Genomic DNA, 13,344 nt, shown 5'->3' on the forward strand with positions numbered 1-13,344 from the left:
CGTCGTCCCATCGGAGTGTCCGGATGGACGACGGCGAACGCCCCCGGCGGGCCGAGCCTGCCGGGGGCGTTCCGTTCGATGTCGTCCGACTACTCGGTCGGCTCCGACGGGGGCAGCGGCGAGGTACGGCTCCGGGGCAGTCGCAGCACCTCGAACTGGTCCGTGCCGTCCACCAACGCGCCCGACGGGGCCTGGCGCGTCGCCGCCGGCTGCGAACCCTCGGCCGACGCCGAGCGAGACGTACCGGCCGACGTGGACGCACCGGTCGGCACCGCCACCTGGTTCGGGCCGTCCGGCTCGGCGGGCGCCGGGGCGGTCGGCTCGGTCGTCGCCGACCCGCCGTTACGCCGACGTCGCCGCCGCTCGCGCAGCGACTCCTTGCTGTGCTCCACCATCGTGTACAGCGTCGGCACCAGGATCAGCGTGAGCAGCGTCGAGCTGAGCAGACCACCGATCACCACGACCGCCAGCGGCTGCGAGATGAACCCGCCCTCGCCGGTCAACCCGAGCGCCATCGGCAGCAGCGCGAAGATCGTCGCCACGGCGGTCATCAGGATCGGACGCAGTCGGCGCCTGCCACCCTCGACCACCGCCTCCCGGACCCCCATGCCCTGGGCGCGGTACTGGTTGATCAGGTCGAGCAGCACGATGGCGTTTGTCACCACGATGCCCACGAGCATCAGCACACCGATCAGCGCCGGTACGCCCAGCGGCGTTCCGGTGACCAGCAGCAGGCCGATCGCGCCGGTCGCCGCGAACGGGATGGAGATCAGCAGGATCAGCGCCTGGGTGAGGCTACGGAACGTGGCCACCATGATCAGGAACACGATCGCGATCGCGGCCAGCACCGCGAGCGCCAGGTCACCGAAGGCGTCCGCCTGGTCGGCGCTGACCCCGCCGATGGTGAAGGTCGCCCCCGGTACGTCGATGCCGTCCAGCCGCTTCTGCAACTCCTGGCTTGTCGCGCCCAGGTTCGAGCCGGTCGCCGTGCCCGTCACCGAGACGCTGCGCTCACCGTCGATCCGGGTGACCTGCTGCGGCCCCTCGGCCTGGGTGATGTCCGCGACGTCGTCCAGCTTCACCGGTCCCACCGGAAGGGCACGCAGCTCCTCCAGCGACACCGGCGGCTTCGCGCTCAACCGCAGAACCACGTCCTGCTGGCGGCCGTCGAGCGCCACCTGACCCAGCGGCGCGCCACGGAACGCCTGCGACACGAGCTGACCCACGGCGGCCTCGGTGAGCCCGACCCGTCCGGCGGCGACCCGGTCGACGGCGACGTCGACCCGCGGCACCCGCTCGGCCAGGCTTGTCGTCACGTCCTCGACGTCCGGCACCCCGGCCATTGCCGACCGGGCCGCCTCGGCGGCGCGGGTCAGCACCTCCGGGTCGCTGCCCTGGACGATCACCTCCAGCTGGCTGGTCGAGGCGTCCTGCCCGCCACCGAAGGTGATTTCCTCCTTGTCGATGCCCAGCTTGTCGAACTCCGCGCGCAGGTTCTCGCGCATCTGCTTGGCGTCGGTGTCACCGTCCAGCGCCAGCGACCAGGTCGCGACGTTGTTGCCGCCGCCGCCGAACGGGTTGTCCCCACCACCCGCGCTCACCTGGTACGTCTCGACACCGTCGAGACGCCCGAGCACCGCCTCGACCTTCCTGGCCGCCTCGTCGGTGGCCGCGAGACCGGTGCCCGCCGGCAGCTCCTGGCGGAAGCTGAGCGTGTCCTGACCGGAGTCGTCCAGGAAGTTGGTCTCCAGCTTCTGCGCCAGCCCGAAGGTGCCGAAGAGCACCAGCAGGCCGAGCCCCACGGTGATCCAGCGGGTCGACCGTTTGCGGGTGGCGAACCCGATCACCGGCAGGTACGCCCGCTGCAACGGGTTGCGCAGCTCCTTCTCCTCCGCGGCGCGCCGCACGGCCTCGTCGTCAGCGGTGCCGCCGCGCGGCTTGAGGAACCAGTACGCCAGGATCGGGATGACTGTCAGCGACACCAGCAGGGACGCGAGCAGGGCCACCGTCACGGTGATCGCGAACGGCGCGAAGAGCTGCCCCACGAACCCACCGACAAGTGCGATAGGCGCGAACACCGCCACCGTCGTGAGGGTGGACGCGGTCACCGCGCCAGCCACCTCACGAACACCTGTGATGATCGCGTGCTGCTTCTCCTCGCCGTACTCCAGATGCCGTTTGATGTTCTCGAGTACGACGATCGAGTCGTCCACCACCCGGCCCACCGCGATGGTCAACGCGCCGAGGGTGAGCAGGTTGAGCGAGTAGTCACCGATCCACAGGGCGATGAGCGCCACCAGCACGGAGAGCGGGATCGAGACGGCGGTCACCACCGTCGACCGCACCGACAGCAGGAAGACCAGGATGACGATGACCGCCATCAGCAGGCCCAGCAGACCCTCGGTGGTCAACGACTCGATCGACTTCTCGACGAACGGCGCCTGGTCGAAGACCATTGTCAGCTCCGCGCCGGAGGCCTTCTTGAGGTCGGCCAGCTGGTCCCGGATCTCGTGCGAGATCGCCACCGCGTTGCCGTCCGGCGCCGCGGTGACGGCGATGCCGAGGCTCTCCTTGCCGTTGGTGCGGGTGATCGCGGTGGCCTGCGCGAGCTGCTGCTCGACGGTCGCCACGTCACCGAGGCGGACCGGGGTCGCGCCCGGCGTGATCACGATGCCGCGCAGGTCGTCCAGGGTGGCGACGGGCGTACCTACCTGGACCGGCAGGGCGAGGCCGCTGCCGTCGGTCACCGCACCGGCCGGTACCGACACGCCGTTGGTCTTCAGCGCGGCGCCGATCGCGGTGGGCTGCACCTTCGCCGCGGCCAGCTTGGCCGGGTCGGGGGTGACCACCACGACGTCGTCACGGGCCCCGGTCACCTCGACGGCGCGAACCCCGTCGATGGCCTCCAACTCCGGCACCACCGTCGCGCGCAGCTTCTCGGCGAGCGCCCGCTCGTCACCGGTGCCGGCCGCGGCCAGCACCACCGCCGGCAGGTCGTCGGTGCTGCCCGCGATGACCTGCGGGTCGACGTTCTCCGGAAGCTGGGAGTCGATCCGGCTCAGCGCGGTCTGCATCTTGTTGACCACGTCGTCCAGGTCGGTGCCGAACTCGTACTGCACCTGGACGGTGGCGGAGCCCTCGCGGGAGGTGGAGGTGACCTTGTCCAGCCCGGGGATCCCCTGCAGGGCGTTCTCGATCGGCTCGGTGACCTGCGACTCGACGATCTCGGGTCCGGCACCGGGGTAGGCGGCCACGATGAACGCGGCAGGGAATTCGAGCGACGGCAGCAGTTGCTGCTTCAACGACGGCACGGCGAACGCTCCGAACGCCGTAATCACCACCGCGATGAGGGCCACGAGCCCTCGGTTGGCGAGGCTGAATCTGGCGAGCAGCGACATCGGCCTGGCTCACTCCTGAACGAGAATGCGGGCGGGGATACCCGAAAGTGTGCCCGACTCGCCTACCTCGACCCCGGCCGCCCCCACACCGTCCCGGAGGCCGCCGGCCCGCCGCCGGCCACCACCGCAAGCGGTGGCGCGGTCAGGCCAGGTCGAGGGCGCGGGCCGCCGCCATCGGGTCGTTCGCGATGGTCAGCGGCGCTGGCGCGGTGGAAATCGCCCACTCCGGGTCCTTCAGGCCGTGGCCGGTCACCGTGCAGACCACTGTCGAGCCGGACGGCACCGTGCCCGCCGCGGCCTGCTGGAGCAGGCCGGCCACGCTTGCCGCGCTGCCCAACTCGACGAAGACCCCCACCTCGCGGGCGAGCAGACGGTACGCCGACAGGATCTCCCGGTCGGTCACCGCAGCGATCAGCCCGCCGGAGGTGTCCCGCGCGTCCAACGCCCTGGTCCAGCTCGCCGGGTTGCCGATCCGGATGGCGGTGGCGATCGTCGACGGCTCCGGCACGACCTGACCTGTCACGATCGGCGCGGCACCGGCGGCCTGGAAGCCGTACATCTTCGGTGCGCGGGTGGTGCTGCCGGCGTCGCGCTCCTCCGCGTACCCCATCCAGTAGGCGGAGATGTTGCCGGCGTTGCCGACGGGCAGGCAGTGGATGTCGGGCGCGTCACCGAGCGCCTCGACGATCTCGAAGGCGGCGGTCTTCTGGCCGTGCAGCCGGTCGATGTTCACCGAGTTGACCAGCGCGACCGGGTGGTCCTGGGCGAGCTTGGCGGCGAGCGACAGGCAGTCGTCGAAGTTGCCGCTCACCTGGAGCAGCTTCGCGCCGTGCACGAGCGCCTGGGCCAGCTTGCCCAACGCGATCTTGCCCTGCGGCACCAGCACCGCGCAGGTCAGCCCGGCCCGCGCCGCGTACGCGGCGGCCGAGGCGCTGGTGTTGCCGGTGGAGGCGCAGATGATGGCCTTGTTGCCGGCCTCGACCGCCTTGGAGACGGCGAGGGTCATCCCCCGGTCCTTGAACGAGCCGGTCGGGTTGGCGCCCTCCACCTTGAGGTACACGTCACAGCCGAGCCGGCTGGAGAGCACGGGTGCCGGCAGCAGCGGGGTGTTCCCCTCGTGCAGCGTGACGACGGGAGTGGCCGCGGTGACCGGCAGCCGATCCCGGTACGCCTCGATCAAACCCCGCCACATGTCGTTCTCCTCGCCTCTACCGCTGTCTCGACCCCAGCACCTGGTCACCCTGGACCACCCTGCCGAAGGCTCCGATGGCACACCCCGGGTTACCCACCTGGCGGGACGCGGGAAGCGTCCCATCGATGGTCCAACGAGTCAGGCGCCGCCCTCGACCCGCAGCACACTCGTCACCGACCGGACAGTATCCAGCCCACGCAGCTCCTCCACGGTCGCGGCGAGCGCGGCGTCCGGTGCCACGTGGGTGACGATGACCAGCTCGGCGTCGCCGCTGCGGCCCGGTGACCCACTCGCCGAGCCCTGCCGCACGGTCGCGATCGACACGTCGTGCCTGGCGAACACGCCCGCCACCGAGGCCAGCACACCCGGACGGTCGGCCACGTCCAGGCTGACGTGGTAGCGGGTCAGCGCCTCGCCCATCGGCCGGACCGCAAGGTCCGCGTACGCGCTCTCGCTTGCCGCGCGCACCCCGGCGAGCCGGTTGCGGGACACCGCGACCACGTCGCCGAGCACCGCGCTGGCGGTGGGAGCGCCACCCGCGCCCCGGCCGTAGAACATGAGCTGACCGGCCGCGTCCGCCTCGACGAAGACCGCGTTGAACGCGTCGCCGACGCTTGCCAGCGGGTGGCTGCGCGGGATCATCGCCGGGTGCACCCGGACGCTCACCGTCTCCCGGCCGGTCGGGTCGACACCCCGGGCCGCGATGCACAGCAGCTTGATGGTGCACCCCATCGCGCGGGCGCTCGCCACGTCCGCGGCGGTGACCTCGGTGATGCCCTCACGGTGCACGTCGGCGGCGGCGACCCGGGTGTGGAACGCCAGGGAGGCGAGGATCGCCGCCTTCGCCGCCGCGTCGAAGCCCTCCACGTCGGCCGTCGGGTCGGCCTCCGCGTACCCCAGTTCGGTCGCCTCGTCGAGGGCCTCGGCGAAGCCCGCCCCGGTGGCGTCCATTGCGGAGAGGATGAAGTTGGTGGTGCCGTTGACGATGCCGGTGACCCGGGTGATCCGGTCGCCGTGCAGCGACTCGCGCAACGGGCGCAACAGCGGGATGGCCCCGGCAACGGAAGCCTCGTAGTAGAGGTCGGCGCCGCCCTCGGCGGCCGCGTCGTGCAGCGCCGCGCCGTCCTCGGCGAGCAACGCCTTGTTCGCGGTGACCACGCTCTTGCCGGCGTGCAGCGCCTCGACCAGCCAGCTCCGGGCCGGCTCGATGCCACCGACGACCTCGACCACCACGTCCACGTCGTCGCGCTTGATCAGGCCGAGCGCGTCGGTGGTGAACAGGTCGTCGTCGACCGGCAGGTCACCACGGTCACGGCCGAGCCGCCGGACGGCGATGCCGGCGATCTCCAGCGGGGCGCCGATGCGGGCGGCCAGGTCCGTCGACTGCTCGTGCAGCAGCCGGACCACCTCCTGGCCGACAGTGCCGCAGCCGAGCAGTGCCAAGCGCACAGGTGACGTCATCCAACATCCAATGCGAGCAGGTCCTCTTCGGTCTCCCGCCGGACGATCAGCCGCGCGTGGCCGTCACGTACCGCGACCACCGGTGGCCGGGGCACGTGGTTGTAGTTGCTGGCCATGCTCCGGCAGTACGCGCCGGTGCCGGGCACTGCGACAAAATCTCCGGGCTGCACGTCGGCGGGCAGGAATTCATCCTTCACCACGATGTCCCCCGACTCACAGTGCTTTCCCACCACGCGGGCGAGCAACGGCTGCGCGGTCGACGCCCGGGAGGCAAGTGTCGCCGAGTACGACGCGTCGTACAGCGCGGTGCGGATGTTGTCGCTCATCCCGCCGTCGACGCTGACGTACGTGCGGAGGCCGTCGAGCTCCTTGACCGTGCCGACCTCGTAGAGGGTGAACACGGCCGGCCCGACGATGGCCCGACCCGGCTCGATCGACAGGTGCGGCACGGCCAGGTTCTCCGCAGCGCACTCCGAGTCGACGATCTTGCGCAGTCGCTTGGCCAGGTCCTGCGGTGTCGCCGGGTCGTCCTGGGTGGTGTACGCGATGCCGAAGCCGCCGCCCAGGTCCAGCTCGGGCAGCTCCACCCCGCGCGCGTCGCGGATCTGCGCCTGGAGGGCGAGCACCCGGCGGGCGGAGACCTCGAAGCCGCTGGCGTCGAAGATCTGCGAGCCGATGTGCGAGTGCAGACCGCGCAGCTCCAGGACGCCCTCGTCGAGGATCTTGAAGGCGGCGTTCGCGGCGGCGCCGCCCGCGAGGGAGAAGCCGAACTTCTGGTCTTCGTGGGCGGTGGCGATGAACTCGTGGGTGTGCGCCTCGACACCGACCGTGACCCGGACCAGCACGCGGGGCCGGACCCCACGCTCGCGGGCCAGCTCGGTGAGCCTGTCGATCTCGGTGAACGAGTCGACGATGATCCGGCCCACCCCGGCGTCCAGCGCCCGGGACAGCTCGGCGACCGACTTGTTGTTGCCGTGGAAGCCGATCCGCTCCGGCGGCATCCCCGCCGACAGCGCGGTGGCCAGCTCACCTCCGGTGCAGACGTCCAGGTGCAGGCCCTCCTCGGCGATCATCCGGACCACCGCCCGGCAGAGGAACGCCTTACCGGCGTAGTAGACGTCCTCGGTCGGGAAGGCCGCCCGGAAGTCGCGGCAGCGCGAGCGCAGGTCGGCCTCGTCCAGGACGTACACAGGGGTGCCGAACTCGGCCGCGATGTCGCGGACGCTCAGGCCCGCGACGGCGACCGCGCCGTCGGCGCCGCGCGTCACGCTGCGCGGCCACAGCGCCGGCACGAGGGCGTTGACGTCGGCGGGGGTACGCAGCCAGGCCGGCCCCTGGTTGCTGATGTCCGCGTGCAGCGCACCAGCCTCGTGAGCCCTCATCGCTTGTCTCCGCTTCGCGACTGCGGGGCTCGCAAGCTCACTCCTCGCGCTCGCACGCGATCACATCCTCTCGGGTGCGGAGACGCCGAGCAGGTGCAGACCGTTGGCGATCACCGTGCGGGTGGCGTTGTTGAGCCAGAGCCGGGCGCGGTGCAGGTCGGTGACCTCCTCGTCGCCCAGCGGCAGCACCCGGCAGTTGTCGTAGAACCTGTGGAAGGACGCCGCGACGCTCTCCTCCAGGTAGCGGGCCACCCGGTGCGGCTCGCGCAGCTCGGCGGCCGTGGCCACCACCGCCGGGAACTCGGCGAGCGCCTTGAGCAGCTCGTTCTCCTTCTCGTGGTCGAGCAGCTCGGGGCGGAACGCGTCGGCGTCGCCCGGCACGAGCCCCACCTCGGCGGCGTTACGGGCCACGCCCGCCGTCCGGGCGGCGACGTACTGCACGTAGTAGACGGGGTTGTCGCGGGTCGCCCGGGTCCACAGCTCGATGTCGATGTCGATGGGCGAGTCGCTGGAGTAGCGGGCCAGCGCGTACCGGGAGGCGTCCACGCCGATCGCGTCGACCAGGTCCTCCAGGGTGATCACGGTGCCGGCCCGCTTGCTCATCCGCATCGGGGCGCCGTCGCGCACCAGGTTGACCAGCTGGCCGATGAGGATCTCCAGGTTGCGCTCCGGGTCGTCACCGAAGCAGGCGGCCATCGCCTTCATCCGGCCGATGTAGCCGTGGTGGTCGGCGCCCAACATGATCACGACCCGCTCGAACCCGCGCTCGCGCTTGTCCAGGTAGTAGGCGCAGTCCGCGGCGAAGTACGTCCACTCGCCGTTGGACTTGCGCAGCACCCGGTCCTTGTCGTCACCGAAGTCGGTGGTCCGCAGCCAGGTGGCGCCCTCGGACTCGTAGAGGTGCCCCTGCTGGCGCAGCCGGGCCAGGGCGAGGTCCAACTCACCGCGGTCGTGCAGGTCCTTCTCGTTGAAGTAGGTGTCGAACTCCACCCCGAAGTCGCGCAGCGAGGAGCGGATCTCGTCGAACATCAGCGCGACGCCCTCGACCCGGAACACCTCCTGGGCGGCGGCCTCGTCCAGGGTCAGCACGTCGGGCCGGCGAGCCTGCACCTCGGCCGCGATCTCGGCGATGTACGCGCCGCCGTAGCCGTCCTCCGGCGCCGGCTCACCCTTGGCGGCGGCGAGCAGCGAGCGGGCGAACCTGTCGATCTGCGAACCGGCGTCGTTGAAGTAGTACTCCGTGCCGACCTGCGCGCCGGTGGCCCGCAGCAGCCGGCTCAGCGCGTCGCCGACGGCTGCCCAGCGGACCCCGCCGATGTGCACCGGGCCGGTCGGGTTCGCCGAGACGAACTCCAGGTTGATCTTCTCCCCGGCGAGCCGGTCACTGCGGCCGTACTCGGCGCCGGCCTCGACGATCACCCGGGCGAGCTGGCCGGCGGCGGCGGCGTCGAGCCGTATGTTCAGGAAACCCGGGCCGGCGATTTCCACCGATTTGACGCCCGCCGCCCGGCTCAGCTCGTCGGCCAGGGCGGTGGCCAGCTCGCGCGGCGGGACGCCCACCTTCTTGCTCAACTGCAGAGCGAGCGTGGACGCGTAGTCGCCGTGCTCGGGGTTGCGCGGCCGCTCCACGACGGTGCGCCCCGGCAGCGCCGCGCGGTCCAGGCCACGCTGCTCGAAGACGGCGTGGGCGGCGGCGAGGACGACCGAGGCGAGTTCTGCAGGAGTCACCCTCCCATGTTATCGGGGGTAGACTCGGGCACTCGGCGGCTACCCTGCGCGTCAACCGGCCCGCCATCTCCCCTGACCGACCGACTTGACGAGGCACGATGAGCATCAGCACCCCGGGCGGCCCTGAGCGCCGCCCGACCGTGGTCAGCACCGGCAAGAAGCCGGCGGCGGGCCGGCCGGCGGCCGGCGCCAAGGCCGCCTCCGGCAAGCCGGCGGGTAAGCCCGCGGGCACGCCCCGGGCAGGTGGCAAGGGCCCCCGCAAGCCGGTCACCCCGGTCAAGGTGAGCCAGGGCCGGGCCTGGGGCCCGATCGCGCTCTTCGTCGCGGTCGGCGTGCTCGCCGCCGGCATCATCGGCTACGGCGCCTGGGCGTCGTTCCAGGGCTCCAAGCCGTGGGACAAGCGGGCCAACGCCATCGACGGCATCGTCAACATCCGCAAGAGCGACCCGGACAGCCTGAAGTACGAGTCGCACAAGCCCGGCCCGCTCACCTACAAGTACTCGCCGCCCGTTGGCGGCGTGCACAACGCGGCCTGGCAGAACTGCATGGGCGACGTCTACGACGCCCCGATCGCCAGCGAGCACGCGGTGCACAGCCTGGAGCACGGCGCGGTGTGGATCACCTACCGCCCGGACCTGCCGAAGGACCAGGTCGACAAGCTCGCCGGCAAGGTGCGCGGCGTCGAGAAGATGCTGATGAGCCCGTACGAGGGGCTGGACAAGCCGATCTCGCTCCAGGCGTGGGGCTACCAGCTCAAGGTCGACAACGCCGACGACAAGCGGATCGACGACTTCATCAAGGACCTGCGGGTGAACGCCTCCGTCGAGGGCCCGACCGCTCTGTGCAACACGGGCATCACCGCGACCGGCACCACCCCCCGCGAACTCCAGCAGCAGCCGACCCAGTAACCGAGGACCGCGATGACCGCTCCCGCCACCACCGACAGCGAGTACGACGAGGTCGAGGCCGCCCCCGAGGAGGGCGGTCAGGCACCGTCGCGGCGCTACGGGTTGCTCGCGCTTGCCGCCCTGCTGGTGGTGGGGCTGCTCCTCGGGTACGCCGGGGGCCTGCTCACCCCCCGGCTCACCCGACCCGGTGACGCCTCGGTCGAGGCGGGCTTCGCGCGGGACATGACGACGCACCACGCCCAGGCGGTGGAGATGAGCCTCGTCGCGTACCGGTCGGCGACGCTGCCCGAGGTGCGGCAGATCGCCGTCGACATCGCCACCGGGCAGCAGGGGGAGATCGGCGCCATGCAGACCTGGCTGCGCGAGTGGGGCCTCAGCCCCACCGGGTCGCAGCCGCCGATGTCGTGGATGTCCGACGGGGCGACGGTCAAGAACGGGCTGATGCCCGGGATGGCCACCCCGCAGCAGATGGCCTCCCTGCGCGACGCCAAGGGCATCGAGGTGGACCGCCAGTTCCTCGCCCTGATGTACGCCCACCACCTGGGCGGCATCCACATGATCGACGCCGCGCTCGGCGAGACCGACAACGCCGAGGTGCTGCGGATGGCCCGGACGATGAAGGCCACCCAGCAGAGCGAGCTGAACAACCTCCGGCAGCTCCAGGCGCAGGCCGGGGGCTGACCGCTCCACGGGCACGACGGGCCCGCGTCACCGCCACACTCCGGCGGGGCGCGGGCCCGTGCCATGTCGGGGACCGAACGTCCACCGTGTCCCCTGTGGGCGTTTTGCGCGGTCCAGGCGATTACGTTGCTTAGAGAGTTTTCTCCCCACATATCGTGACCAGTTGCGATTCGGGCTCGTTGCCCAAGACGTGGGGGTTGCACTCAGAGACGCACGGCGCTCGGTCACCAGTTGGTGCCGACGCCACACCATCGGCGGTGACGGGGCGGTGGCAGCCGTCCGTCGCGGACAGCGGCAGGGCGAGCCGGGAATGCTCAGCCGCGAACAGGAACTCGAACTGATCGACGTACTGCGGGGCGTCCACCCCGACGAGTTCGGCCTGGACGAGGAGTTGTGGACGCGGCAGAGCCTCACCACGCTCATCCAGCGCCGGTTCGACCTGCCGCTGGACGCGGGCGCGGTCGGGGCGTACCTGCGGGCCTGGGGGTTGGGTCCGCGTGAGCCCCGCGAACGGGCCTGCGGGCTCTGCGTCAGCGCGGTCGAGCGGTGGGTACGCAGCGAGTATCCGGCGATCACCCGGGCCGCCCAGGAGCACCTCGCCGAGGTCTACTGGATCGGGCGGGTACGACTGCGCGGGACCATGCCGGCGGCCGACGTGATCTCCGCCGTGTCGTCCCGCGGACGGGTGCGCTTCATGATCACCACGCCGACCGTGGACCCGCCGCTCCCCCGCGACTTCGTGCTGCGACTCAGCGGCGAGGAGGAGCGCACGGTGCACCTGATCGTGGACGGCTCCTGGCCGCGCAACGAGTGGCCGCGCCGGCTCCCGCGACGGATCGTCCTGCACCCGCTGCCCAGCTGCGGCCGGGTGATCGCCGCCGCCTGACCGGGGCCAGCGACACGATCGGGGCACCGATACCGATTCGGTGTTCCAGGAGGAGGTTTGCTAGTCTTCTCCAGTCGCTGAGCCCCCGTAGCTCAGGGGATAGAGCACCGCCCTCCGGAGGCGGGGGCGCAGGTTCGAATCCTGCCGGGGGCACCAGACACGATCGGCACGACAGAGGCCTCTGACCGGGAACACCGGTCAGGGGCCTTGTTCGTGTGCGCGTCCACTTCCCCGGATCTGTAAACAACCCTTGCTAATAGGCGTCACGAACGTCAATATGTGGAGGTCGCGGGTCGTCGATGCCTGGGGAGTGAGCCATGAGAAGCCGTCGGATCCTCGCAGTGGTGGCCGGGGCGGCGATGACCGTCGCGGCCGCCGTCGCCTTCGTCCCCAGCAGCATGGCCGCCGTGTCCTCGGCCGACGCCGTCGCGATGGTCGCCTGCACGGCGCCGGGTTGGGCCGAGGGCACCACCTACCAGGCGGGCACCCAGGTCACCTACGGCGGCCGGCTCTACCAGGCCCTGGTCACCCACACCGCCCACCCCGGCGCCGGCTGGAACCCGGCCTCGACCCCGTCGCTGTGGCGTGACCTGGGCGCGTGCTCCGGCAGTACCCCACCGCCCACCACCCCACCGCCGCCGACCACGCCACCACCCACCACCCCACCGCCGACCACTCCCCCGCCCACCACGCCCCCGCCCACCACGCCCCCGCCGACCGGCGGGACCTGCGCGGTGAAGTCGCGACCGACCGGCAAGGTGCTCCAGGGCTACTGGGAGAACTGGGACGGCGCCTCCAACGGCGTACACCCCGGCCTCGGCTGGATCCCGATCACCGACAGCCGGCTCGGCCAGCACGGCTACAACGTGATCAACGCTGCCTTCCCGGTGATCCGCTCGGACGGCACGGTGCTCTGGGAGAACGGCATGGACGCCGGCGTCAAGGTGGCCACCCCGGCCGAGATGTGCCAGGCCAAGGCAGCAGGCGCCACCATCCTGATGTCGATAGGCGGGGCCGCCGCGGGCATCGACCTGAGTTCCAGCGCGGTGGCCGACCGGTTCATCGCCACGATCGTGCCGATCCTGACGACCTACCACTTCGACGGCATCGACATCGACATCGAGACCGGCCTGACCGGCAGCGGCAACATCAACACCCTGTCCACGTCACAGGCCAACCTGATCCGGATCATCGACGGGGTGCTGGCCCGGATGCCCTCGAACTTCGGCCTGACCATGGCGCCGGAGACGGCCTACGTCACAGGCGGCAGCGTCGTCTACGGCTCGATCTGGGGGTCGTACCTGCCGATCATCAAGAAGTACGTGGACAACGGCCGGCTGTGGTGGCTGAACATGCAGTACTACAACGGCAGCATGTACGGCTGCGCCGGCGACTCGTACCCCGCCGGCACGGTGCAGGGCTTCACGGTGCAGACGCAGTGCCTGAACAACGGCCTGACCATCCAGGGCACCACCATCCGGGTGCCGTACGACAAGCAGGTCCCGGGCCTGCCCGCGCAGATCGGCGCGGGCGGCGGCTACCTGTCGACGTCGCTTGTCACGCAGGCGTGGAACTCCGTACCCGGTCTCAAGGGTCTGATGACCTGGTCGGCGAACTGGGACGGGTCGAAGGGCTGGACGTTCGGCGACAACGTGAAGCGCCTGCAGGGGCGCTGAGCGAGAAGCCCACCGCCGACCCGGAAGGATCG

The 13,344-nt window shown here is 71.1% G+C and carries 9 protein-coding genes and 1 tRNA gene; 5 read left to right on the forward strand and 5 right to left on the reverse strand.

All coding sequences use genetic code 11. The features are described from left to right. Window positions 1–89 precede the first annotated feature (89 nt). The 5 genes from AB0N27_RS24220 to argS form a co-directional block, all read right to left on the reverse strand. Window positions 90–3,398: an efflux RND transporter permease subunit gene (locus AB0N27_RS24220; protein ID WP_364373943.1), complete on the reverse strand. Its 3,309-nt coding sequence runs from the start codon at window positions 3,396–3,398 to the stop codon at window positions 90–92. A 142-nt stretch (window positions 3,399–3,540) separates the two neighbouring features. Continuing rightward, on the reverse strand, window positions 3,541–4,590 hold the full coding sequence (gene thrC / locus AB0N27_RS24225; protein ID WP_364373946.1) for a threonine synthase: 1,050 nt from the start codon (window positions 4,588–4,590) through the stop codon (window positions 3,541–3,543). A gap of 138 nt (window positions 4,591–4,728) precedes the next feature. After that, window positions 4,729–6,039 carry a homoserine dehydrogenase gene (locus tag AB0N27_RS24230; RefSeq protein WP_364374295.1) on the reverse strand — a complete coding sequence of 437 codons (1,311 nt, stop codon included), beginning with the start codon at window positions 6,037–6,039 and terminating at the stop codon, window positions 4,729–4,731. A gap of 8 nt (window positions 6,040–6,047) precedes the next feature. Further along, complete coding sequence (gene lysA, locus AB0N27_RS24235) at window positions 6,048–7,433, reverse strand: diaminopimelate decarboxylase (RefSeq protein ID WP_364373949.1); 1,386 nt, start codon at window positions 7,431–7,433, stop codon at window positions 6,048–6,050. A gap of 60 nt (window positions 7,434–7,493) precedes the next feature. Then, the gene (argS, locus tag AB0N27_RS24240; protein ID WP_364373952.1) at window positions 7,494–9,161 is read right to left on the reverse strand and encodes an arginine--tRNA ligase; all 1,668 of its coding nucleotides are present in this window, start codon (window positions 9,159–9,161) and stop codon (window positions 7,494–7,496) included. A gap of 98 nt (window positions 9,162–9,259) precedes the next feature. Between argS and AB0N27_RS24245 the strand changes: the two genes are divergently transcribed. From AB0N27_RS24245 to AB0N27_RS24265, 5 genes are all read left to right on the forward strand, one after another. Then, on the forward strand, window positions 9,260–10,069 hold the full coding sequence (locus AB0N27_RS24245) for a DUF3105 domain-containing protein (RefSeq protein WP_364373955.1): 810 nt from the start codon (window positions 9,260–9,262) through the stop codon (window positions 10,067–10,069). 12 nt (window positions 10,070–10,081) lie between these two features. Continuing rightward, window positions 10,082–10,750 (forward strand): DUF305 domain-containing protein, encoded by a 669-nt coding sequence (locus AB0N27_RS24250; RefSeq protein WP_364373958.1) that lies wholly within the window; start codon window positions 10,082–10,084, stop codon window positions 10,748–10,750. Window positions 10,751–10,940: 190 nt separating this feature from the next. After that, the gene (locus AB0N27_RS24255) at window positions 10,941–11,636 is read left to right on the forward strand and encodes a winged helix-turn-helix domain-containing protein (protein ID WP_139586631.1); all 696 of its coding nucleotides are present in this window, start codon (window positions 10,941–10,943) and stop codon (window positions 11,634–11,636) included. Between the two features lie 81 nt (window positions 11,637–11,717). Next, window positions 11,718–11,792 (forward strand) — tRNA-Arg (locus AB0N27_RS24260). Window positions 11,793–11,953: 161 nt separating this feature from the next. Next, window positions 11,954–13,312, forward strand: coding sequence for a glycosyl hydrolase family 18 protein (locus AB0N27_RS24265; protein WP_364373962.1), 1,359 nt, complete (start codon window positions 11,954–11,956; stop codon window positions 13,310–13,312). Window positions 13,313–13,344: the final 32 nt, after the last annotated feature.

It is taken from the genome of Micromonospora sp. NPDC093244 (genome assembly GCF_040683695.1).
Lineage (GTDB): Bacteria > Actinomycetota > Actinomycetes > Mycobacteriales > Micromonosporaceae > Micromonospora.

Bases quoted from the DNA above. Each gene is read 5' to 3' on its own strand.
- AB0N27_RS24220 (WP_364373943.1), bottom strand. From the start codon at position 3,398: ATGTCGCTGCTCGCCAGATTCAGCCTCGCCAACCGAGGGCTCGTGGCC.
- thrC (WP_364373946.1), bottom strand. From the start codon at position 4,590: ATGTGGCGGGGTTTGATCGAGGCGTACCGGGATCGGCTGCCGGTCACC.
- lysA (WP_364373949.1), bottom strand. From the start codon at position 7,433: ATGAGGGCTCACGAGGCTGGTGCGCTGCACGCGGACATCAGCAACCAG.
- AB0N27_RS24245 (WP_364373955.1), top strand. From the start codon at position 9,260: ATGAGCATCAGCACCCCGGGCGGCCCTGAGCGCCGCCCGACCGTGGTC.
- AB0N27_RS24250 (WP_364373958.1), top strand. From the start codon at position 10,082: ATGACCGCTCCCGCCACCACCGACAGCGAGTACGACGAGGTCGAGGCC.
- AB0N27_RS24265 (WP_364373962.1), top strand. From the start codon at position 11,954: ATGAGAAGCCGTCGGATCCTCGCAGTGGTGGCCGGGGCGGCGATGACC.